21 protein-coding genes and 1 tRNA gene are annotated in these 21,593 nt (G+C 62.8%); 19 read left to right on the forward strand and 3 right to left on the reverse strand.

The window, feature by feature from the left end; all coding sequences use genetic code 11:
• Positions 1 to 172: 172 nt before the first annotated feature.
• Positions 173 to 358 (forward strand): hypothetical protein, encoded by a 186-nt coding sequence (locus NE547_RS06335; protein ID WP_113992624.1) that lies wholly within the window; start codon positions 173 to 175, stop codon positions 356 to 358.
• Positions 359 to 456: 98 nt separating this feature from the next.
• Positions 457 to 2,166 (forward strand): recombinase family protein, encoded by a 1,710-nt coding sequence (locus NE547_RS06340; RefSeq protein WP_256175033.1) that lies wholly within the window; start codon positions 457 to 459, stop codon positions 2,164 to 2,166.
• A gap of 48 nt (positions 2,167 to 2,214) precedes the next feature.
• On the opposite strand, the gene NE547_RS06345 is transcribed toward NE547_RS06340, so the two are convergent.
• Positions 2,215 to 2,302 (reverse strand) — tRNA-Leu (locus NE547_RS06345).
• Between the two features lie 211 nt (positions 2,303 to 2,513).
• Here NE547_RS06345 and smc point away from each other — a divergent pair.
• The 11 genes from smc (at position 2,514) to NE547_RS06400 (ending at position 14,294) form a co-directional block, all read left to right on the forward strand.
• On the forward strand, positions 2,514 to 6,101 hold the full coding sequence (gene smc, locus NE547_RS06350; protein WP_256175034.1) for a chromosome segregation protein SMC: 3,588 nt from the start codon (positions 2,514 to 2,516) through the stop codon (positions 6,099 to 6,101).
• Positions 6,102 to 6,174: 73 nt separating this feature from the next.
• A complete protein-coding gene (ftsY, locus tag NE547_RS06355; protein ID WP_256175035.1) occupies positions 6,175 to 7,074 on the forward strand; it encodes a signal recognition particle-docking protein FtsY in 900 nt (299 codons plus the stop codon).
• 150 nt (positions 7,075 to 7,224) lie between these two features.
• Positions 7,225 to 7,980, forward strand: a complete 756-nt coding sequence (gene rph / locus NE547_RS06360) for a ribonuclease PH (RefSeq protein ID WP_186907090.1) — start codon at positions 7,225 to 7,227, stop codon at positions 7,978 to 7,980.
• Positions 7,946 to 8,545, forward strand: a complete 600-nt coding sequence (gene rdgB / locus NE547_RS06365) for an RdgB/HAM1 family non-canonical purine NTP pyrophosphatase (protein WP_256175036.1) — start codon at positions 7,946 to 7,948, stop codon at positions 8,543 to 8,545. The genes rph and rdgB overlap by 35 nt, the downstream gene beginning before the upstream one ends.
• Positions 8,546 to 8,552: 7 nt before the next feature.
• The gene (locus NE547_RS06370) at positions 8,553 to 8,753 is read left to right on the forward strand and encodes a hypothetical protein (protein ID WP_186907092.1); all 201 of its coding nucleotides are present in this window, start codon (positions 8,553 to 8,555) and stop codon (positions 8,751 to 8,753) included.
• A 3-nt stretch (positions 8,754 to 8,756) separates the two neighbouring features.
• The gene (gene yhbY, locus NE547_RS06375) at positions 8,757 to 9,077 is read left to right on the forward strand and encodes a ribosome assembly RNA-binding protein YhbY (protein WP_186907093.1); all 321 of its coding nucleotides are present in this window, start codon (positions 8,757 to 8,759) and stop codon (positions 9,075 to 9,077) included.
• A 26-nt stretch (positions 9,078 to 9,103) separates the two neighbouring features.
• Entirely contained in the window at positions 9,104 to 10,312 is a 1,209-nt protein-coding gene (gene yqeK / locus NE547_RS06380; RefSeq protein ID WP_186907094.1) for a bis(5'-nucleosyl)-tetraphosphatase (symmetrical) YqeK, read from the forward strand.
• Between the two features lies 1 nt (position 10,313).
• Positions 10,314 to 11,762 (forward strand): LCP family protein, encoded by a 1,449-nt coding sequence (locus NE547_RS06385; RefSeq protein ID WP_256175037.1) that lies wholly within the window; start codon positions 10,314 to 10,316, stop codon positions 11,760 to 11,762.
• 13 nt (positions 11,763 to 11,775) lie between these two features.
• Entirely contained in the window at positions 11,776 to 12,135 is a 360-nt protein-coding gene (gene rsfS / locus NE547_RS06390; RefSeq protein ID WP_186907096.1) for a ribosome silencing factor, read from the forward strand.
• A gap of 357 nt (positions 12,136 to 12,492) precedes the next feature.
• Positions 12,493 to 13,002 (forward strand): RNA polymerase sigma factor, encoded by a 510-nt coding sequence (locus NE547_RS06395; RefSeq protein ID WP_256175038.1) that lies wholly within the window; start codon positions 12,493 to 12,495, stop codon positions 13,000 to 13,002.
• Entirely contained in the window at positions 12,999 to 14,294 is a 1,296-nt protein-coding gene (locus tag NE547_RS06400) for a DUF4179 domain-containing protein (protein ID WP_256175039.1), read from the forward strand. Before NE547_RS06395 ends, NE547_RS06400 begins: the two co-directional genes overlap by 4 nt.
• A gap of 150 nt (positions 14,295 to 14,444) precedes the next feature.
• Here the strand turns inward: NE547_RS06400 and NE547_RS06405 are convergent, their stop codons facing one another.
• Complete coding sequence (locus NE547_RS06405) at positions 14,445 to 14,678, reverse strand: hypothetical protein (protein WP_256175040.1); 234 nt, start codon at positions 14,676 to 14,678, stop codon at positions 14,445 to 14,447.
• 294 nt (positions 14,679 to 14,972) lie between these two features.
• Here NE547_RS06405 and leuS point away from each other — a divergent pair, with 294 nt between their 5' ends.
• From leuS to rpsU, 3 genes are all read left to right on the forward strand, one after another.
• Positions 14,973 to 17,408, forward strand: a complete 2,436-nt coding sequence (gene leuS / locus NE547_RS06410; protein WP_186907198.1) for a leucine--tRNA ligase — start codon at positions 14,973 to 14,975, stop codon at positions 17,406 to 17,408.
• Entirely contained in the window at positions 17,405 to 17,794 is a 390-nt protein-coding gene (locus NE547_RS06415) for a VOC family protein (protein WP_186907099.1), read from the forward strand. The genes leuS and NE547_RS06415 overlap by 4 nt, the downstream gene beginning before the upstream one ends.
• A 119-nt stretch (positions 17,795 to 17,913) precedes the next feature.
• A complete protein-coding gene (gene rpsU, locus NE547_RS06420) occupies positions 17,914 to 18,096 on the forward strand; it encodes a 30S ribosomal protein S21 (protein ID WP_186907100.1) in 183 nt (60 codons plus the stop codon).
• A 57-nt stretch (positions 18,097 to 18,153) separates the two neighbouring features.
• Here the strand turns inward: rpsU and NE547_RS06425 are convergent, their stop codons facing one another.
• Positions 18,154 to 18,930, reverse strand: a complete 777-nt coding sequence (locus tag NE547_RS06425; RefSeq protein ID WP_256175041.1) for a hypothetical protein — start codon at positions 18,928 to 18,930, stop codon at positions 18,154 to 18,156.
• A gap of 87 nt (positions 18,931 to 19,017) precedes the next feature.
• On the opposite strand from NE547_RS06425, the gene NE547_RS06430 reads away from it, so the two are divergent.
• The 3 genes from NE547_RS06430 (at position 19,018) to NE547_RS06440 (ending at position 21,535) form a co-directional block, all read left to right on the forward strand.
• The gene (locus NE547_RS06430) at positions 19,018 to 19,527 is read left to right on the forward strand and encodes a YqeG family HAD IIIA-type phosphatase (RefSeq protein WP_256175042.1); all 510 of its coding nucleotides are present in this window, start codon (positions 19,018 to 19,020) and stop codon (positions 19,525 to 19,527) included.
• Complete coding sequence (locus NE547_RS06435) at positions 19,524 to 20,390, forward strand: TIM barrel protein (protein WP_186907102.1); 867 nt, start codon at positions 19,524 to 19,526, stop codon at positions 20,388 to 20,390. Before NE547_RS06430 ends, NE547_RS06435 begins: the two co-directional genes overlap by 4 nt.
• An 80-nt stretch (positions 20,391 to 20,470) precedes the next feature.
• The gene (locus NE547_RS06440; RefSeq protein ID WP_256175043.1) at positions 20,471 to 21,535 is read left to right on the forward strand and encodes a Xaa-Pro peptidase family protein; all 1,065 of its coding nucleotides are present in this window, start codon (positions 20,471 to 20,473) and stop codon (positions 21,533 to 21,535) included.
• Positions 21,536 to 21,593: the final 58 nt, after the last annotated feature.

Below are 21,593 nucleotides of genomic sequence, written 5' to 3' on the forward strand. Positions count from 1 at the left end.
GCGATGACACACGGGCAGGGTTAAAGATACTCGCGCATTGAACGCCCACAAAGCATTGTGCGCCGCACCCATCAGCATGGGCCGGGGTTAGACTCCCGTGGAGCTGTGCCAGCAGCCGTCCGTTTTGCCTCTTTCATTGCTATCTTTATGCTTTATGAAAGGGGATTTTATCATGCAAGATAAAGCTACAAATCCCGGCAAGACCAGCAGGCCAGAGAAAAATCCTCTGGATGCAAAAACGACCTATCACATTGGCAATCGGTCGTTCGTTGTTGAGCCAGTTTTCAAAGAAGAAAGCCCGGATACCCTGGGCAGCGTTCTCCTTCGCCTGATGAAGTCCGAGAGTGAAAAGCTGTAAATAGCTTTCAAACCCGGCTGACAGAGGCAGCAAATGGCGGTATAATGTGTTCGTACAAGTATATTTGCTATTCGACTGCCTTGACGGAAGGAGGACTTATGAAACAGCCGAATAACAAAAAATCCCGTGACGTGACCGCCTTTCTCTATGAAAGACTTTCCCGTGACGATAATCTTGAAGGCGAAAGCTACAGCATCGGCAATCAAAAGAAGTTGCTTGCCAAAGTCGCAAAGGAAAAGGGCTATACAAATCTGGTCCATTTCCTGGATGACGGTATTTCCGGCGTGACGATGGATCGCCCCGGCTTCGTGGAAATGATCCGCCAGTTGGAACAGGGAAAAGCCGCCGCCGTCTTTGTCAAAGACCTTTCCCGCCTGGGGCGAAACTACATTGAGGTCGGACGGCTGACGGAAGAATTTTTCCCGGACCATGATATTCGCCTGGTGGCCGTTTCGGATAACATCGACACGGCGGAGGGCGAAAATGAGCTTGCCCCGATCCGCAACCTGTTCAACGAGTGGTATGCCCGCGATATCAGCAAAAAGCGGCGCATCAGCAATAAGATCAAGGGCAATGCCGGTGAGCCGATGGGCCAGCCTCCCTATGGTTACATCAAGGACCCGAATGATCCGAAGCATTGGATCGTGGATGACGAGGCAGCCCAGGTTGTGCGCCGCGTTTACAGCATGACTTTGGAGGGGTTCGGAACAGAGCAGATTGCCGCCCAGCTTGAAAAGGACGATGTCCTGACCCCGCGGGCCTACTGGCTCACGAAGGGCATCAAACGCCCTGGCAAGGGCAAACAGCAGCCGCCTACCAAGTGGAACAGCTCCACAATAACCAAAATTCTCTCCCTGCAGGAATACTGTGGTGACATTCTCAATTTCAAAACTTATTCCAAATCCTACAAGAATAAGAAGCGAATCGACAATGACCGTGAGAATTGGGTGGTGTTCCAGGACGTCCATGAGGCGATCATCGAGCGTGCTGTGTATGAGCAGGTGCAGCAGAAGCGTGGCAAAATCCGCAAGCGCCGCACCAACAATGGAGAACACAATATGTTTTCCGGACTGTTGGTCTGCGCCGATTGCGGCAGTAACCTTCACTTTCACTTCAATCAGGGCAATCCGGAGATCAAGTATTTCAACTGCTCCAACTACAAGGGCAATCGCGGCACCTGCACCTCTACCCATTATGTCCGCGTAGACTTCCTGGAGGAAGTAGTGCTGGGAGAGATACGGCGCTTAACGAAATTCGCCAGCCTCTATGAGGACGAATTTGTAAAAGCTGTGATCGGTCATTCCCAGCAGGCGGAACAGACAGACCGCAAGCTGAAGGAAAAAGAGCTAAGAACGCTCCTTGCCCGTGATGAAGAATTGGACGGCCTTTTTGAGCGCATCTATGAGGACAATGTTTCCGGCAAGCTCTCCGATGACCGCTTCGCAAAAATGTCCCGGCGGTATGAGGACGAGCAAAAGGAGCTGGCGGAGAAAATAAAAAAGCTCCGCTCCGAGATAGAGAAGCAGAGCAGCCGTTCCATGACGACAGATATGTTTATCGGTCTTGTCCGCAAGTACACCAGAGCGAGGAAACTGACGCCCCGGATGCTGAACGAACTGGTTGAGAAGATTGAAGTATTCAATGCGGAGAAGATCGACGGCGTATGGGAGCAGCGGCTTCGCATCCACTATAACTGCGTCGGAACGATCGAGATTCCAACGGTGCTGCCCCTGCCGATCCCGGAAGTGTCCGTAAATACAAGAAAAGGCGTAGTCGTCAACTACGCCCCCTGTGAACTCGCTGTATAAAAAGCGAGTGTTCTTACAGCCTTTCAAATGCTATAAGAACACTCGCCATGGTGCGCGAGGCGGGACTTGAACCCGCACGTGCGTAATGCACACTAGAACCTGAATCTAGCGAGTCTGCCAATTCCACCACTCGCGCATTTTGTCGCGCCCGTTCAGCGCGAGATTTATATTACCATCAACAATGCGGTTTGTCAACCACTTTTTTCGATTTATATTTCAAGCAATTGTAGTCCTACAACACGCCCGGAGAGCGGACGGAGGAAGGGTTTGCAATAAGACGGAAAACTTGGTATAATACTTTATTCATACCTGCACACGGACAGGAAGCAATTGCGAGGTGCGCGAGTTTGTACTTAAAAGCGCTGGAGATTCAGGGCTTCAAATCGTTCCCGGAGAAGACGGTGCTCTCCTTCGGGGAGGACATCACAGCCATCGTGGGCCCCAACGGCAGCGGAAAATCGAATATTTCAGACGCCATCCGCTGGGTCATGGGGGAACAGTCCACCCGCGCCCTGCGGGGGGGCAAGATGGAGGACGTGATTTTCGGCGGCACGGCCCGCCGCAAGCAGCTGGGCTTCGCGGAGGTCTCTCTGGTGCTGGACAATGCCGATCGCATGTTCCAGGTGGAGGAGAGCGAGGTCATGGTCACCCGGCGGTATTACCGCTCGGGGGAGAGCGAATACTATATCAACCGCCGCTCGGTCCGTCTCAAGGACGTAAACGAGCTGTTTATGGACACCGGCCTGGGGCGGGAGGGCTATTCCATCATCGGCCAGGGCAAGATCGACGAGATTTTGTCGGTCAAGAGCGCCGATCGCCGTGAGGTCTTTGAGGAGGCGGCCGGTATCTCCCGTTTCCGTCACCGCAAGGAAGAGGCCGAGCGCAAATTGGAGCGCACGCAGGAAAACCTGGTGCGCATCACCGACAAGATCGACGAGCTGGAGCTTCAGGTGGAGCCGCTGCGGGCGCAGAGTGAGAAAGCCAAAAAATTTCTGATCCTCCGGGACGAGCTGCGCGGGCTTGAGATCTCGCTCTGGCTTGAGCAGCTGGAGCGTCTGCGCGCCAACGCCATCAAGATCCTCTCCTACTATGAGAATGCGGTGCGTCAGAAGCAGGCGGCTCAGACGGCGGTGGAGCGGCTCTATGCCGCAGCCGAGGACTACGCATCGCAGATGCGGGAGAAGGACGTGCAGGCCGAGGGCGTCCGCTTCATGATGATGCAGCGGCAGGCCGATGCAAACGGATTGGAAAATGCCATAGCGGTGCTGAAGACCAATATTCAAAACAACCTGGAGAATACCGACCGCATCCGGCGGGAGCTGGAGGCGCAGCAGGGGCGGGCGGGCTCCATCGGCGGTCAGATCGACGAGCGCCGCCGGCGCCTGGAGGAGCTGTGTGCCGAAATGGAGCAGCTCCGGGAAGCCCTCGCACAGCGGCAGCAGTCCGCTGCGGAAACAGCGCGCTCCGCCGGGAGCCTGGCAGCCGAGATGGAGGAGCTGCGCCGGAAGGAGGCGGTGGAGACCGCCTCCGCTGCGGAGGCCCGCGCCCTGTTGTCCGCGCTGGCGGCCGCCGCCCAGGAGCTTTACGACCGGGATGAGGCGGTACGCCAGGAACTCTCTGCGGGCGAGCAGCGCCTGCAGGAAGCACGGACGGCCCGCAAAGCCGCTGCGGCGGAGCTGGAACAGGCCAGGGAGGACCGGGACGCGCTGAAAAATGTCATCAGCGGCTACGCGCTGCGGCTGGATTCCCGGCAGAAGAAGGCCAAGCAGGCGGAGGAGCGCCATGTGCAGCTTCAGATGGAAGAGAACGCTCTGAAGTCCCGGATCCATATGCTTTCGGAAATGGAAAAGCTCTATGAGGGGTACTCCAAGGCGGTCAAAACGGTCATGGGAGAGGCCGGGCGGCAGCTCAAGGGCATCCATGGTCCGGTGGCCGGACTCATCCATGTGCCCGATCGGTATACCGTGGCCGTGGAGATCGCCCTGGGGGGCGCCATGCAGCACGTGGTGGTGGAACGCGAGGAGGACGGCAAGGCCGCCATTGCCTATTTGAAACGCCGGGACGCGGGCCGATGCACCTTCCTGCCGCTGAGTTCCATCCGGCCCTCGGAGTTCCGGGACCGGGGCGTGGAGGAGGAGCCGGGCTTTGTGGGGATGGGGGACGCGCTGATCCGGTTCGACCCCCGGTATGAGAAGATCTTTTCCAGCCTGTTGGGCCGCACGGTCATCGCGGAAGATCTGGACAAGGCCATCGCGATGGCCCGAAAGTACGGCCATCGTTTCAAAATCGTCACGCTGGACGGCCAGCTCCTCAATCCCGGCGGTTCCATGACCGGCGGCTCGGTGAGCCGCAGCGCCGGGATTCTGAGCCGTTCCAACGAGCTGGAGCGGCTGAACCGGCAGATCGGCGGGGTGCGGGAGCAGCTGGCGCAGGCCGGGCGCGCCCTGGAAGAGGCGCGCCGGGAGGCGGCTGCGGCCGCCTATGAGCTGGAGACCGCCCAGGCTCAGCAGCGCGCCCATGAGGACGACGTGCTCAAGCTGGAGGAGCGCAACAGCCACCTGGACGGCCAGCTGGCCGACCTTACCCGCCAGCGGGACGAGCTGCGCGCGGAGCTGGAGCAGATCCAGGCCCGCTCCGCCCAGACCGAGACCGACACCGGGAACGCCCGGGCCCGCATCGAGGCGCTAGAGGGCGCCGCCGCCGCCCTGAGGACGGAAGCGGAGGGGAAGGCCCGGGGGCAGAGCCGGCTGCAGGAGCGCGTGAGCGCCATGACCGAGGAGATCGCCAAGGTCAATATGCGCCTGGCCGCCCTGGATGCGGAGCGGCTGGCTTCCGAGCAGAGCCTGAACGAGCTGGAGCAGCTGCGGCAGGACCTGTCCGGCGACCGGGCCGAGCGGGAGCGGATGATGGCCGGCTTCCAGAGCCGGAACGCCGCGCTGGAGCAGGAGATCCTGGAGAAGGAGCAGCAGCTGCAAGTCATCCGTCGGGAAAACGGGGAGCAGCAGGAACAGATCGGGCGCATCAACGAGGAGAAGCTGGCCCTGGAGGCCCGCCGCAACCAGGCGGATAAGCAGGCCCGGGAGAAGAACAGCGAGCTTTTGTCCATGGAGCGGGAGGTCTCCGTGCTGGAGCAGAAGAAGGTCACCGCCGCCCTGGAGGAAAAGCAGCTGCTGGATAAGCTGTGGGAGACCTATGCGCTCTCCCACGAGGCGGCCCGGGCCCAGCGGGTCGAGCTGGAGAGCGTGCCAAAGGCCCAGCGCAGGGTGGCGGAGCTCAAACGGAGTATTTCCGCCCTGGGAAACATCAACCTGGACGCCATCGAGGAATTCCAGCGCATCAACGAGCGGTATACCTATCTGACCGACCAGCGGGACGACGTACAAAAGGCCAAAGGGGAGCTGGAGGGGATCATTGCGGACATCACCGAAGAGATGAAGAGCATCTTTGCCCGTCAGTTCGCGGTGATCAACGAGGCGTTCCAGCAGACGTTCCTGGAACTCTTCGGCGGCGGCAAGGCCACCCTGGAGCTGGAGGATCCGGAGGACATCCTGAACTGCGGCATCGAGATCCGGGTGCAGCCGCCGGGCAAGGCCCTGAAGATCATCACCCTGCTTTCCGGGGGGGAAAAGGCCTTCGTGGCGATTGCGCTGTATTTTGCTATTTTAAAGGTGCGTCCCACCCCCTTCTGCGTCATGGACGAGATCGAGGCCGCCCTGGACGATGCCAACGTTACCCGCTTTGCCCGTTATCTGCGCCAGATGGCGGACAAGACCCAATTCATCGTCATTACCCACCGCCGGGGTACCATGGAGGAGGCCGACGTTTTGTACGGCGTCACCATGCAGGAACAGGGTGTGAGCCGGATTTTGACCATCAACCTGAACGATGTGGAACAAGAACTGAACCTTCCATCCCATTCCCCGTACCCCGGGTGAGGTCCGCAGCGGCGGACCGGCCGGGAGAAAGCGGGCAAATCTTATCGTTGAACCGCGAAAGGAAGCAGACCACATGGGCTTTTTTGAAAAAATCAAGGCGGGCCTGACCCGCACCCGGGAAAACCTGGGCCACTCCTTCGACAGCCTCTTTGCCGGGGAGCTGGACGACGCCTTCTACGACGAGCTGGAGGAGACCCTTATCCTGGGCGACATGGGGGTGGAGACCACCCTGAAGACAGTGGAAGCGCTGCGCTGCCGGGTCAAGGCGGAAAAGATCAAGGAGATGGGCGCGGCCCGAGCCTGCCTGCGGCAGATCCTGACGGAGATGCTCCAGGTGGGGGAGGCGTCGCTGAAGCTGGATACCGCGCCCTCTGTCGTATTGTTCATCGGGGTCAACGGCGTGGGGAAGACTACCACCATCGGCAAACTCTCCGCCCGGCTCAAGGGGGAGGGCAAGCGCGTGCTGATGGCCGCCGCCGACACCTTCCGGGCCGCCGCCGCCGACCAGCTGGAGGTCTGGAGCGGGCGCAGCGGGGTGGACATCGTCCGCCAGCATGAGGGCGCCGATCCCGCCGCCGTGGTCTTCGATGCGCTCACCGCCGCCAAGGCCCGCAAGACCGACGTGGTGCTCATCGACACCGCCGGACGGCTGCACAACAAGCAGAACCTGATGAACGAGCTGAACAAGATCAGCCGGGTGGTGGACCGGGAAGCGCCCGGCTGCGCGCGGGAGACCCTTCTGGTGCTGGACGCGACCACCGGCCAGAACGGGCTGATCCAGGCCAAGCAGTTCAAAGAGGCGGCCGGCGTGACCGGTATCGTTCTCACCAAGCTGGACGGCTCCGCCAAGGGGGGCATCGTCATCGCCATCGCTCAGGAGCTCCAGGTGCCGGTCAAGTACATCGGCGTGGGGGAGGGCATCGACGATCTGATGCCGTTTGAAGCCGAGGCGTTTGCAGAGGCGCTCCTCTAGCGGGGAGCTGCGTCCCCCTCAAGTACGCCCCGCCTGCGCGTGGCGGAGACGGCTGCCCGCCGGTGCGGGCAAGCCGCGGCGGCCTGGAGGGTCCGGCTTGCGATCAATTGGAATGGAAATCGCCTGCGGCGATCGAAACGGGAGGAAACCATGGCAAGAATCGACGGACGGGCGGCAGATCAGCTGCGGCCCATTGAGATCATCCCCAATATCAACCGGTTCGCGGAGGGCTCCTGCCTGATCCGCTGCGGCAATACCCATGTGCTGTGCACGGCCAGCGTGGAGGAGCGCACGCCCCCCCATGTCCCCGAGGGAGAGGGCTGGGTCACCGCCGAGTACGCCATGCTGCCCCGGGCCAACCGGGAACGGTCCAGGCGGGATATCGCGAAACTGAAGCTCTCTCCCCGCTCAGCCGAGATCCAGCGGCTCATCGGCCGCTCCCTGCGCGCGTGCGTGGATCTGGCCGGGCTGGGGGAGCGCACCATCACCGTGGACTGCGACGTGCTCCAGGGGGACGGCGGCACCCGTACCGCCAGCGTCACCGGGGGCTTTGTGGCCCTCGCCCTGGCCCTGTGGAAGCTGGTGCAGGACGGCGTTTTGCCGGAGATGCCGCTCAAGACCTGCGTGGCGGCGGTATCCGCCGGCATCGTGGGGGATGAACTTTTGCTGGACCTGTGCTATGAGGAGGACTCTGGCGCCCAGGTGGATCTGAACTGCGTCATGACCGGCGAAGGGGCGCTGGTGGAGCTTCAGGGGACCGGTGAGGGCCGGAGCTTCACCATTGCCGAACAGCAGGCTCTGGTGGCGCTGTGCCAAAAGGGCATCCGGGAGATCCAGCGCATCCAGAAACAAGTTTTAGGAGGCGGACGCGATGAAAATGGTATTAGCCAGCAAGAACGCCCATAAGCTGACGGAGATGAAAGACATCCTCTCCCGGCTGGGGGTGGATGTCGTGCTGGAGTCCGAGGCGGGCGTGGATGTAGACGTGGAGGAGACGGGAGCCACCTTCGAGGAAAATGCCCGCCTCAAGGCGCATGCGGTGATGCAGGCCAGCGGCCTGCCCGCGATCGCGGACGATTCCGGGCTCTGCGTGGACGCCCTGAACGGTGCGCCGGGGGTCTATTCCGCACGGTACGGGGGCGAGGGGCTGGACGATACCGGGCGGTATCAGCTCCTGCTGGAGAACATGCGCGGGCAGCTGGACCGGCGGTGCCGGTTCGTCTCCTGTATCTGCTGCTGCTTCCCGGGCGGGGGCGTGGTAGAGGCCCGGGGGGAGTGCTGCGGCGCCCTGGCCTATGCGCCCCGGGGAGAGGGCGGATTCGGCTACGACCCCATCTTCTTTGTGCCCGCGCTGAAAAAAACCTTTTCCGAGCTGACGGCCCAGGAGAAGAACGCCATCTCCCACCGGGGGAAGGCGTTGGATTCATTTGAAAAAAAGCTGAAGGAATATCTGAAAAAGGCGGAAGGGTGAAGGCGGCATGAAGAACAGCAAGGTCTGCCCGAAATGCGGCGCTTCCGATCCGGAGCGGACCAAGAGCTTTCTGATGAAAAGCTGGGGAGCGGTAGAAGTGGAGCAATGGTGCTGTCTCTCCTGCGGATACAGCGAGCTGTGGATGCCGGAGGACGAAATCGAATCTTTAACGGAAAAGCGCCGGAAGCGTCTCGGCGGGAAGGAATGAAATATGGATCTAACCAGTAAACAGCGCGCCCAGCTGCGGGGGCTGGCCAACGGCATCGACACCATCGTTCACATCGGCAAGGACGGGATCGGAGAGAACCTGACCCGGCAGGCCAACGACGCGCTGGAGGCCAGGGAGCTGATCAAGTGCAGGGTGCTGGAGAACAGCATGCTCACCAGCCGGGAAGCGGCGGAAGAGCTCGCCCGGGCCACCCGCAGCGAGGTGGTACAGGTCATCGGAACAAAATTCGTTTTGTACCGTCCAAGCCATAATAAGGAGAAGAAGGACAAGATCGTCCTGGTATCGGACCGAAAGCGCAAGTGAGCGAGACCGGATAGGGGGCAGCGTCTATGAAACTGGGAATTTACGGCGGCACCTTCAATCCGCCCCATACGGGACATCTGACCGCGGCGCGGTCCGCCCTGGAGGCGTTGGAACTGGACCGGCTCGTGCTCCTGCCGGCGGCCCAGCCGCCCCACAAGGTCCTGCCGCCCGGCGCGCCCTCCGCGGAGCAGCGCCTGGATATGACGGCCATCGCCGCCGACGCTCTGCTTCTGCCCGGCCGGGTGGAGGCCAGCGCTCTGGAGCTGAAACGTCCCGGCGTCAGCTATACCGCCGATACGCTGCGGCAGCTCCGGGAACAGGAACCGGACGCGCAGCTGTGGCTGCTGATGGGCGCGGATATGTTCCTCAGCTTTCAGAACTGGAGGGAGCCGGATGTGATCGCCCGCCTGGCGGGCATCTGCGCCTTTGCCCGCACCCCGGACGCGCCGGAGCAGGCGCTGTGCGCCCAGGCCCGCCGTCTGGAGCGCGAGCTGGGTGCGCGGGTGCGGCTGGTCCACTCGCCCGATATCGTAGACATCTCGTCCACCCGGCTGCGGGCGCTGCTGGCGGCGGGGGAGGGACGGGAATTCCTGGCCCCGGCGGTGTACGGCTATATCATCCGCAAGGGCCTCTACGGCGTACACTATGACCGGAAGCGTCTGCCCGACCGGGAACTGCGGGCCTGTTCCTACTCCATGATCCGCGCCAAGCGCATCGCCCATGTGCAGGGCACGGAGGCGGAGGCAGCCCGGCTCGCCCGCCGGTGGGGCGCGGACGAGGAAAAAGCCCGGCGTGCGGCCATCCTGCACGACTGCACCAAATATCTGGACATGGAAGAGCAGTTGCAATTATGCGCGAAATATGGTATCGTACTGGACGAATTGGAGCAAACGGCGGTCAAGCTGCTCCACGCCAAGACGGGCGCGTGTGTGGCCCGGGACGTGTACGGAGCGGACGACGACATATTTGAGGCGATTTACTGGCACACTACCGGCAAGGCGGACATGAGCCGGCTGGAAAAGATCCTGTATATTGCCGACTACATGGAGCCGAATCGGGATTTCCCCGGCGTGGAGCGGCTCAGGACCCTGGCTTACCAGGATCTGGACGCAGCGGTGCTGGCCGGGTGTGAGATGAGCATCCGGGAAATGGCGGACCGGGGCCTGCCCGTGCATGCAAACACGGTGCGGGCGCGGGATTGGCTTGCGCGCGAGAGAAATGGAAAGGATCAATAGAATGAACCCGGAACAGAAAAAGAACCACCAGGGCGGTTCCCGCCTGCAAAAGACAGAGAAAAAGCCGCGGGAAAAACGTCCCGGCCGACCGCGTACCCGCAGGCAGAAGGTCCTGCGGGGGCTGTACATCGCCCTGACCGTGATCGCCGCCGTCATCGTGGCGGGCTTTATCGCCTGGAACCTGATTACCGCTCCGCCCGACGTGGACGACCCCAGCGCCAGCCGCAAGCCGCAGAGCACCACCATGGTGGACGACGACGGCAACGAGATCGAAGTGGAGATCCCCGGCCTTTCCGCCGACCGGAAGAAACAGTTCTATACCTTCCTGGTGGTGGGGCAGGACACCTTCGGCGGCGGCAATACCGATACCATGATGCTGGCGGCGTACGACGTGCCCAACCAGCGTCTCAGCGTCATGAGCCTGCCCCGGGACACCTACGTGGAGTATTATGGACGCAAGGTGCTGCTCAATTCGGTCTATAACCGCGCCGGCGGAGGGGACGACGGCATCGCGGCGCTGAAGGAAGAGGTGGGAGAGTTGACCGGGGTGGTCCCGGACTTTCATGTCATTATCCAGTGGGAGGCCGTCGGCAAGCTGGTGGACGCCATCGACGGGGTGTGGTTCGACGTGCCCCGGCGGATGTACTATAACGATCTATCCCAGGATTTCAAGATCGATCTGAAGGAGGGCTATCAGCTCCTGGACGGCAGCGACGCCATGGGGCTGCTGCGCTGGCGGCACAACAGCGACGACAGCGGCCATATTCTCAACAGCGGCTATGCCACGGGCGACCTGGGCCGCATCGAGACCCAGCAGTCCTTTATGAAGGCTGTGGTAGCCAAGTGCCTCCAGCCGGATGTGCTGCTGCCCAATCTGATGGAGTATATCAGCATCTTCCAGGAGAACGTGGTGACCAACCTGAACGTGTCCAACATGGCCTACTTCGGAAAATCCGCGATCGGCGGGCTGGACATGGACAACGTGGAGTTTTTGACCATGCCCAACAAGTCCGCCGGGGACGGGGCGCATCTGCTGCCCATCGCCAGTGAGATCCTGGAGGTGGTCAACGAAAGGTTCAACCCCTATCTGGAGGACCTGCGCCTGAACGAGCTGGATGTGGTGAGCAGTATTTCCTCCGGCAGCTCCGGCGGCAAAGGCGGCCAGACGGCGGCCACACCCACCCCGGCCCGCCCCGTGGAGGAGACGCCCGACGTGGGTACGGAGCCTTCCCCCAGTCCGGCGCCCAGTGGGGAGAGCACGCCGCCCGCCGCGGCGGAGACGCCTGCGCCCTCCGGAAGCGCCGCCCCCATTCAGACTCCCGTCCAAAGCGCTGCTCCGGCGGCCACTCCGTCGCCCGTGCAGACCGCACAACCCACCCCGCCTCCGGCTGAGACCCCTGTGACGACCCCGGACGGCGCTTCCGGACCGGGTATGGAACCCATTGAGTAAAGGAGAACTGCCAATGACACCAAAAGAGATTGCGCTGGAGTGCGTTCGTGCCCTGGACGCCAAAAAGGGCCGGGACATCAAGCTGCTGGAGACGGGGGAACTGACCACGCTTGCAGATTATTTTGTCATCTGTTCCGCCACCTCCACCACCCAGATCAAGGCCCTGGCGGACGCCTGTGAGAAGGCGCTCAAGGACGCGGGAGAGCCTCCCCACCACATTGAGGGCCACCGGGGCGGCACCTGGGTGCTGCTGGATTTCTCCAGCGTGGTGGTGCACATCTTCAACGAGGAGGCCCGGAAGTTCTACGACCTGGAGCGCCTGTGGAGCGATGCCGTGCCCATGGATCTGAGCGGTGTCCTGACACAGGACTAGGGCCTCCTGGGCCCCGCAGAGCGGAACGGCGCCTGCGCCGAACAAGCGTTTTGGCTTGGCCAAAACCTTGCTGCGGGGCGGATTCACTTCGCAGCGCAGGTGAAATAGGCGGCCGGGCTCCCGCAAAAGCGCAGCTTTTGCGGGACGGCCCGGAAGTTCTACGACCTGGAGCGCCTGTGGAGCGACGCCGTGCCCATGGATCTGTCCGGCGTGCTGACCGAGAATTAAATCAGATGGGGCCCGGCGGAGTTCCGCCGGGCCCCATGTCTGTTCGGAACGTTTTTTTGTCCCAGGGGAACCAAACCGCCCGCCCGTGCATCTATAGAGTGTCCGGACAAGGAAAGACGAGGTGAGCACATGGAACAGACCAGGGAAGGCGTGGACCGGGCATCGGCGCGGGAGGAATTTGCCGCGGCGGTGACCGAGCACAGCCGCGGCATGTTCCGGGCGGCCCGGAGCATTCTGGACAGCGACGCCGACGCGGAGGACGCGGTGGGCGAGGCCGTCCTGCGGGCCTGGCAGGTCTGGGACCGCCTGCGGGCCCGGGGAGCGGTCCGCGCCTGGCTGCTGAAGATCGCGGTCAACTGCGCCTATGAACAGCGGCGGAGGGGCGGCCGGGTGATCTATACCGACGAGCTGGAGCCGCTGGCCGGCGGCGCGGAGGACGCGTACCCCGGCGGCCTGTGGGAGGCGGTGCTCTCCCTGCCGGAAGAGCAGCGGGCTGCCGTGACCCTCTACTACTACGAGGATTTGCCCGTGGCGGAGGTCGCCCGGGTGCTGGGGGTGGCCCAGGGAACGGTGAAGTCCCGGCTGGGCCGGGCCCGCCAGCGGCTGAAGGAGCGATTGCGGGAGGAGGACGAAGCATGAACCGATTGGATGAGCGGTTGAAAGAGCGGGCCCGGCGGGAGGACTGCCCGGTTCCGCAGGGCTTTGACGGGCGTATGGACGCCATTTTGGAGGGGCTGCCGGAGGGACGGAGGAGGCCCAGCCCCCGCCGGCTCCGCCGGTGGGCGGCGGCTGGGGTCCTGGCGGCGGCCCTGTGCGTGGGCGGCGTGGCGGCGGCCTCCGGCGTGCTGGAGCTGATCGCCCGACCCGGCGGCTTCGGCGGCGCGGCGGAGGGGTTCCAGCCTTATTCCGCCGAGGTGGGGGCATCGGTCACCGACCAGGGCTACACCCTCACCCTGGAGGGCATCGGCGTGGACGAGGCGTTTATCACCCTCTATGCCACCATCACCGGCGAGGAGCCGATCCCCAATTGGGGCGGCGAGGAGGAGACGGGACCCGCGGTCTGGCCTCTGAACCTTCGGGCGGAGGGCCGTGAGCTGGAGGCCTGGGGAGCACAGACGGAATGGGAACGACTGGACAGCCATGCCATTAAGCTGACCCAGCGTTGCCCGGTGATGACCGTCCTGCCCGCCGTTGTGGAACTGGAGGTATATACCGACCAGTTGGTTCCCCGAGTACGGGGGAACTGGAGCCTTGATCTGTTGGTGGATAAAACCGCCCCCGATGGGGAGAGTCTGGTGGCGGAGCCGAACCAGACCTTTACGGTGGACGGACAGCGCATCACCGTGGAGAAGGTGGCGGTGGCTCCCTCCGGGGGAGGGCTGGTGCTGAGTACCAAGAGTGACCGCCCCTTTACCCATTTCATCCTGCGGGACGACCAGGGAACGGTGCTGCCCCACAGTTATTACGGCCTTGTGTCCGGCGGCCTTCGCGCCCTCTCCAATTTCTATGAATTTCAGGGCGGCCGCACCAACATGGCCTCCCTCACCCTGGTGCCCTGGGCGGCGGACGGCGGCACGCACCGGGTGTCCGGCAGCCTGGACGCCCTCCCGCTGACCGACGAGGGGGCGGACAACGGTTATACTCTCCTGTCACTGGATGTGGGAGAGGAGCAGGCAACGGCGGTGTTCCGTGAAGAGGGAATTCTGGGGCTGAGCGACGAGTACACCCCGGACTTCGGCCTGCTGGATGCTGACGGGGCGGAGCTGGCCCTGGGCGGCGCCAAGGAATGGGAACGCGATAAGGAAACCGGGAACTGGATTGTGACTTGGAGCTACCCGGAAATGCAGGCGGAGCAGGTCGCGGGCGTGTGCTTCTGGCAGCCTAACTGTATGCTGCTGGAGGACGAAGCGGTAACCATCCCGCTGAACTGAACACGGGGACACAGGCCAGCGGCGGGCGGGGGAATTCCCCCACCCGCCGCTTTTTGCAGCCTATTTCGATGGAAACGTGTGTATTCTTATATTGAGTAAAGAGAAACGGCCGTGCTGCCGTGGAACGGAAAGAGGCGGCCTCTGAACCGTTCAGGAGCAGATGCGCTCCAGCAGGGCCGTCAGCTCCGCCGCCTGCTCCAGGGCGTCGGAATAGCGCCGCCTGTCCTGGTAGACGCGCCCCTGGCTGTTCACGCCGAAGGAGCGCCCCGTCTCTGCCCGGTCGGGATAGACCGTGACGGCATAGGCGGCGGGGGCGATGGGGACGCAGCCGCCGCTGCGGCCGACCATCACCTGCCGGAGGGACTCGCCCTCCGCTGCGTCCACCCGCTCTCCCGGGGTGGTTGGGCGTAGAAATCAGAAGGCGGCCCCCGGCCCGATGGCCAGCACGGCGGCCGCCGGCACGGCCGGGACGATACCGACAATCTGCATACGCCGGCTTCCCCTCTGCGCCCACGTTCCCTTCCTTGTTATCCCCGCCCTATCCGCACCGCGGGGAAAAGTCAAGCCGCGGGGAAAAGTCAAGCATAACCCTTGCAAATCAGGGCTTTTTCGATTATAATAGCACAGACTGTACGCCCCGGAGGGGCCGATGATAGATCGAAAGAAAGCGTGAGAGAGTTGAAGTACGATTTCGCCCGCATCGAACCCAAATGGCAGAAGAAGTGGCTGGAGGAGAAGACCTACCACTGTGAAAACCACAGTAATAAACCGAAGTTTTACGGCCTGGTGGAGTTTCCCTACCCCTCCGGACAGGGCCTGCACGTGGGCCATGCCAGGCCTTATACCGCCATGGACGTGGTGGCCCGCAAGAAGCGCATGGACGGCTACAACGTCCTGTTCCCCATGGGCTACGACGCCTTCGGCCTGCCCACGGAAAACTACGCCATCAAAAATCACATCCACCCGGCCAAGGTGACCCACGACAACATCGCCAACTTTACCAAGCAGCTGCAGATGCTGGGCTATTCCTTCGACTGGGACCGGGTGATCAACACCACCGATCCGGAGTATTACAAGTGGACCCAGTGGATCTTCCTTCAGCTCTACAAGCACGGTCTGGCCTACAAGACCACCATGCCGGTGAACTGGTGCACCTCCTGCAAATGCGTGCTGGCCAACGAGGAAGTGGTGGAAGGTGTGTGCGAGCGCTGCGGTGCCCCCGTCATCCGCAAGGAGAAGAGCCAGTGGATGCTCAAGATCACCGAGTACGCCCAGCGCCTCATCGACGATCTGGACGGGGTGGATTTCATTGAGCGGGTGAAGATCCAGCAGAAGAACTGGATCGGCCGGAGCACCGGCGCGGAGGTGACCTTCCAGGCCACCACCGGGGATGAGATCGTTGTCTTCACCACCCGGCCGGACACCCTGTTCGGCGCCACCTATATGGTCATCTCTCCGGAGCATCCGTACGTGAAGCAGTGGGCGGACAAGCTGGAGAACCTGGACGAGGTCAGCGCCTATGTGGCTGCCGCCGCGCGCAAGTCCGACTTTGAGCGCACCGAGCTGGCCGCCGACAAGGAGAAGACCGGCGTACAGCTCCGGGGCGTGCGGGCGGTCAACCCGGTCAACGGCCGGGAGATCCCCATCTTCCTCTCGGACTATGTTCTGGCCTCCTACGGGACCGGCGCCATCATGGCCGTGCCCGCCCACGATACCCGTGACTGGGCCTTTGCCAAGAAGTTCGGCTGTGAGATCATCGAGGTGGTCTCCGGCGGCGAGGACGTGCAGAAGCAGGCATTTACCGCCAAGGACGACACCGGTATTCTGGTCAACTCCGGCTTCCTGGACGGCCTGACGGTACGCGAGGCGATCCCTGTCATCACCCGCTGGCTGGAGGAAAAGGGCATCGGCCACGAGCAGGTGAACTATAAGCTGCGCGACTGGGTCTTTTCCCGTCAGCGCTACTGGGGCGAACCCATCCCCATGGTCTGGTGCGAAACGTGCGGCTGGCAGCCCCTGCCCGAGAGCGAGCTGCCGCTGCTGCTGCCCGAGGTGGATTCCTACGAGCCCACCGACACCGGCGAGTCCCCGCTGTCCAAGATGACCGACTGGGTCAGTACCACCTGCCCCCACTGCGGCGCCCCGGCGAAGCGGGAGACCGATACCATGCCGCAATGGGCGGGCTCCTCCTGGTACTTTTTGCGGTATATGGACCCGCACAACCAAGAGGCCCTGGCCTCCCGGGAGGCGCTGGACTACTGGTCTCCGGTGGACTGGTACAACGGCGGCATGGAGCATACCACCCTGCATCTGCTCTACTCCCGCTTTTGGCACAAATTCCTTTACGACCTCGGCGTGGTCCCCACCAAGGAGCCCTATCAAAAGCGTACCAGCCACGGCATGATTCTGGGCGAGGGCGGCGAGAAGATGTCCAAGAGCCGGGGCAACGTAGTCAACCCCAACGACGTCATTGCCGAGTTCGGCGCGGATACCATGCGTCTTTATATCATGTTCATCGGCGACTTTGAGAAGGCCGCCGCCTGGTCGGCCAATGCCGTCAAGGGCTGCAAGCGCTTTTTGGATCGGGTGTGGAATCTGTCCGAGCAGCTTACGGAGCAGGCGGGATATTCCAAGGCCAACGAGAGCGGCCTCCACAAGACCATCAAGAAGGTGGCCGATGATATCGAGGCCATGAAGTTCAACACCGCCATCGCCGCGCTGATGGCGCTGGTCAATGATTTTTACGCCAACGGCTGCTCCCGGGGCGACTATGCCGCCCTGCTGCTCATGCTCTCCCCCTTCGCGCCCCATATGACGGAGGAGCTGTGGGAGGACCTGGGCTTTGCCGAAGCCCGGGGCGGCATGGCCTGTCAGCAGGCATGGCCCGCCTACGACGCGAGCAAGACCATTGCGGCCGAGGTGAACATGGCAGTGCAGGTGGGCGGCAAGCTGCGCGCCACGATCACCGTGCCTCTGGACAGCGAGCAGGACGCCGTGGTGGCCGAGGCCCAGAAGGACCCCAAGGTCCGGAAGTTTACCGACGGGATGGAGATCGTTAAGGTCATCCTGGTCAAGAATAAACTGGTCAACCTCATCGTCAGGCCGAAGCGATGAGCCCGCATCAGGGAATCCATCATATCTCCCTCAAGACGCAGGGCGAGGCGCAGTTCCAGCAGGTGCTGGCCTTCTACCGGGACGTGCTGGGCTGCCCCCTGGTCCGGACCTGGGGCGCCGGCGGGAACAGCGGCGCCATGCTGGATCTGGGCAACACCCTGCTGGAGGTCACCGCCAACGGCGCGCCCGGCCTGAAGAAGGGGCTGTTTGGGCACATTGCCTTCGCTGCCGCGGATGTGGACGCGCTGGCGGAGCGGGTCCGGGCGGCGGGACGGCCGGTATGGATGGGGCCTGTGGATCAAAACCTGGGCGGCGGCTATCCCATCCGCATCGCATTCTGCACCGGGCCGGCCGGCGAGGACATCGAGTTTTTTCAGGAACGCTGACGGAGGCAAAATGTCCTCTTGACAAGCAGGCGTATCGCGCATATAATGATACTGTTAAAGCCATATCTATGTGGCCCTTTGGCGGCGGGTGTCCGCCGTCTCGGAGGGAGGGGAAGTCAATGTCGGAAGTCCATGTAAAGGACGGCGAGTCCTTGGAGAATGCACTCAAGCGTTTCAAGCGCAACTGCGCCAAGTCTGGTGTTCTGGCCGAGGTTCGTAAGCGTGAGCACTATGAGAGCCCGAGCGTCAAGCGCCGCAAGAAGTCTGAGGCCGCCCGCAAGAACCGCAAGAAGTTCTATTAAGAGCAGTAAACCCCGCGCCGTTTGGCGCGGGGTTTTGTTATGCCGGACGGGGCGCCGTCAGCGCAGGATCTCTTCCAGCAGGTCCTCCACCTGAGGATAGGCCAGCACCGCGTCGGCGATGTTCAGGCTGCGGGCGATCTGCAGTTTTTTTCGAATGGAGCCGGCGTCGTCGAACAGCACGAAATGCGCGCCATTCTGCCGGGACATGTAGGTGAAGTAGTGGGCGCACAGCTCATTGGAGAAGAAGACCGAGGGGGCACGCTCCGCAATGCGCTTTTGCAGCTCCTCCCGGGTGAGCGGCATGCCCTGGCCGGTGGGGGAGGGGAGGTAGAAATCCTCGGCCACCCGCTCTACCGCCAGCGCCACCCGCTCCGCGCCATATTGCGCCGCCGCGTCCTGGAGCCGCTGCTGGAGGGAGCCGCCGGAGAGGGAGGAGGGGATGAGCACCTTGGCCTTGTCGGAGGAGCCGCCGTAGGCCTCAGTCACATACAGCGGCCAGCCCCGCCGGTGGAGCATATTCCCCAGGTCGTGGATCACCTGGGCCAGCAGTTGGAGGGGACGGCCCTCGAAGTCGCAGATGACCCCGTCCAGGCCCCGGGCGGAGCATTCCCGCAAGACCTCCTGACAGAAGGGGCCCGCTTCCCCGCCGCCGGAGAAGCCGGTATTGTCCACCACCATCAGACCGCCCCGAACGGAGACGGGCATGCTGGCGCGGAACAGGTGAGGACCGCCCCCCACCCGGTAGGCCACGTGGCCCACCGGGAGACCGAAGCGCCCGGCCGCCCGGCTGTCCGCCGGCGGCGCGGTCAGGATCAGGTTGGATTTGGATAACATACTGAAAGGTACCCCCTTGTCCATGTTGTGAGAAACGTGTATAATCACTGATATGCGGACAAGTTCTGGAATAGAAGAGGTGAAGGGATGGGTTTTTCCCTGTTGGCCGATTGGGCCGGGAAGTGTATTTTTGAGATCGACCCGGCGGCGCTGGAGCGGCGGGGGATTCGCCTGCTGCTGGCCGACCTGGATAATACCCTGGTCCCCTACGGCGTGCCCGAACCCACGGAAGAAGTGCGGGCTTGGGCGGCCGCGCTGGCGGGGCGGGGGGTGGAGCTTTTTGTGCTGTCCAACAACCGCCGTCCCCAGCGGCCGGAGCGCTTTTCCAAGGCGCTGGGGGTCCCGTTCCTCGGCCACGCGGGAAAGCCGAAGGTACGCTCCTTCGCTACGGCGATGGAGCGTATGGGCTGTACCCGGGAACAGACCGCGGTCGTTGGAGATCAGATCTTTACCGATATCCTGGGCGGGAAGCGGGCCGGAGTGACCACCCTGCTGGTGGAGCCGATCCGGCTTGCGGGCAATCCGGGGCGCTATCTGCGCTATGGGGTGGAGTGGCCCTTCCGCGTCTGGGCGAAAAGGAGAAAACGAGCATTATGAGCGCAAGATTCGGGCCGGCGGGCAACGCCGATTCCTTTCCGTACAAGTCCTCAGTGGATGCGCCCCGGTGGCTGAACGAGCTGGGCCTGGACTGCTACGAGTACCAGTGCGGCAAGGGGGTCAATGTGGGGGAGCAGACCGCCCGCAGGCTGGGCGCGGCGGCCCGGGAGGCGGGGATCGCCCTCTCGCTCCATGCGCCTTACTTCATCAACCTGGCCAATCCCGAGCCCGAGAGCCTGCAAAAGACCATCGGCTATATCGTCTCCGCCTGCCGGGCGGCAGACTGGATGGGGGCCGGGCGGGTGGTCGTCCATTCCGGGGCTCTGATGAAACGCAGCCGGCGGGCGGCGCTGGATATCGCGCGGTTGTCGCTCAAAGCGGTGCTTGCCGCCTGCGACGAGGCGGGCTTCGGCCATATCGCCCTGTGCCCCGAGACCATGGGCAAGATCAATCAGCTGGGGGACCTGGACGAGGTGCTGGAGCTGTGTACCCTGGACGAGCGGCTGGTGCCCACGGTAGACTTTGGACATCTGTATGCCCGTACGCTGGGCGGGCTGAGCGGACCGGAAGCCTGCGCGGCCATCCTGGACCGCATCCGGGCGGTGCTGGGAGAGCAGCGGGCCGCCGGTTTCCACAGCCACTTTTCCAAGATCGCGTTCACCCCCAACGGCGGGGAAAAGATGCACCTTACCTTTGCGCAGACCGATTTCGGTCCCGAACCGGAGCCCCTGATGGCGGAGGTAGCACGCCGGGGCTGGAGTCCCACCTTCATCTGCGAAAGCGCCGGCACTCAGGCGGAAGACGCGCTGAGGATGAAACGGATGTATCAGGCCCGCTTGTCATATGCGCCCCAACGCCCCTGAGACGGGCCGGTAGACACGGGACCGGCCGGAGATCGAAAAAACGCCAAGGATTTGAATATGATCAGAAAGGAAGAACTAGGATGAACCATCTCAAACAAATTGCAGCCGGGCTGGACGAGTACGGCCTGGACGCCATGCTGGTTACCAGCGCCCCCGGCGAGTTCTACGCCGTCGGATTCCATGGGGAGGGCGCAGTGGTGGTGACGAGCGGGGAGTGCCGCTACTTTACCGATTCCCGCTATATCGAGGCGGCGGAAAAGCAGGTTGCCGGGGCCCATATCACCATGACCGACCGCAGCAAGAACATTCAGGCGCTGGTAAAGGGCGCGGTGGAAGAGCTGGGCGTGAAAAAGCTGGGGTTTGAGGACGGCTATATGACCGTGGCCCAGTACAACCGGTACGCCGGGGACCTCCCCTGCGCGCTGACGCCTGCCAATCAGCTTATTTCCAAACTGCGCGCCGCCAAGGATGCCGAAGAGATCGAACTGATGAAGAAGGCGCAGGAGATCACCGACAAGGCCTTTTCAGAGATCATCCGGTTTATCCGCCCCGGCATGACCGAGCGGGAAATCGCCGCCAGACTCCAGTACGACATGCTGCGCCTTGGCGCGGATGAGATGTCCTTCGACCCCATTGTGGTCACCGGCCCCAACGGCAGCCTGCCCCATGGGATTCCCGGGGACCGGAAGGTGGAGCCGGGCAGCTTCATCACTATGGATTTTGGCTGCAAGTACGGCGGTTACTGCTCCGACATGACCCGTACCGTGGCGGTGGGGGAACCCACGCAGGAGATGCGCAAGGTCTATGACACGGTGCTCCGGGCCCAGCGGGCGGGCATTGCCGCCACCCGCGCCGGCGTGCCGGGCAAGCAGATCGACGCCGCCGCCCGCAAGGTCATCGAGGAGGCGGGGTACGGGCCGTATTTCGGTCATGGCTACGGCCACAGCGTGGGCATTGAGATCCATGAGTCGCCCAATGCCAATACCGCCGACGAGACCCCCATGCCGGTCGGGGCCGCCGTGTCCGCCGAACCGGGTATCTATCTGCCCGGCCGCTTCGGCGTACGCATCGAGGATGTGGTGGTCATGACCGAGGACGGCTGCGAGATCCTCACAAAATCGCCCAAAGAGCTGATTATCCTGTAAAAACCCTTGCCAACAAGGGAATAATGGAGTAAAATAGCATAGCTAAAATATGCGAAAC

Source organism: Flavonifractor sp. DFI.6.63 (assembly GCF_024462255.1).
Taxonomy (GTDB): Bacteria; Bacillota; Clostridia; order Oscillospirales; family Oscillospiraceae; genus Lawsonibacter_A; species Lawsonibacter_A hominis.

Coding starts and splice junctions, on each gene's coding strand:
- rdgB (WP_256175036.1), top strand. CDS start 7,946: ATGAAAATGGTATTAGCCAGCAAGAACGCCCATAAGCTGACGGAGATG.
- rsfS (WP_186907096.1), top strand. CDS start 11,776: ATGACACCAAAAGAGATTGCGCTGGAGTGCGTTCGTGCCCTGGACGCC.
- NE547_RS06385 (WP_256175037.1), top strand. CDS start 10,314: ATGAACCCGGAACAGAAAAAGAACCACCAGGGCGGTTCCCGCCTGCAA.
- NE547_RS06435 (WP_186907102.1), top strand. CDS start 19,524: ATGAGCGCAAGATTCGGGCCGGCGGGCAACGCCGATTCCTTTCCGTAC.
- yhbY (WP_186907093.1), top strand. CDS start 8,757: ATGGATCTAACCAGTAAACAGCGCGCCCAGCTGCGGGGGCTGGCCAAC.
- NE547_RS06395 (WP_256175038.1), top strand. CDS start 12,493: ATGGAACAGACCAGGGAAGGCGTGGACCGGGCATCGGCGCGGGAGGAA.
- NE547_RS06340 (WP_256175033.1), top strand. CDS start 457: ATGAAACAGCCGAATAACAAAAAATCCCGTGACGTGACCGCCTTTCTC.
- NE547_RS06335 (WP_113992624.1), top strand. CDS start 173: ATGCAAGATAAAGCTACAAATCCCGGCAAGACCAGCAGGCCAGAGAAA.
- ftsY (WP_256175035.1), top strand. CDS start 6,175: ATGGGCTTTTTTGAAAAAATCAAGGCGGGCCTGACCCGCACCCGGGAA.
- NE547_RS06430 (WP_256175042.1), top strand. CDS start 19,018: ATGGGTTTTTCCCTGTTGGCCGATTGGGCCGGGAAGTGTATTTTTGAG.
- rpsU (WP_186907100.1), top strand. CDS start 17,914: ATGTCGGAAGTCCATGTAAAGGACGGCGAGTCCTTGGAGAATGCACTC.
- yqeK (WP_186907094.1), top strand. CDS start 9,104: ATGAAACTGGGAATTTACGGCGGCACCTTCAATCCGCCCCATACGGGA.
- NE547_RS06415 (WP_186907099.1), top strand. CDS start 17,405: ATGAGCCCGCATCAGGGAATCCATCATATCTCCCTCAAGACGCAGGGC.
- rph (WP_186907090.1), top strand. CDS start 7,225: ATGGCAAGAATCGACGGACGGGCGGCAGATCAGCTGCGGCCCATTGAG.
- NE547_RS06440 (WP_256175043.1), top strand. CDS start 20,471: ATGAACCATCTCAAACAAATTGCAGCCGGGCTGGACGAGTACGGCCTG.
- NE547_RS06370 (WP_186907092.1), top strand. CDS start 8,553: ATGAAGAACAGCAAGGTCTGCCCGAAATGCGGCGCTTCCGATCCGGAG.
- NE547_RS06425 (WP_256175041.1), bottom strand. CDS start 18,930: ATGTTATCCAAATCCAACCTGATCCTGACCGCGCCGCCGGCGGACAGC.
- NE547_RS06400 (WP_256175039.1), top strand. CDS start 12,999: ATGAACCGATTGGATGAGCGGTTGAAAGAGCGGGCCCGGCGGGAGGAC.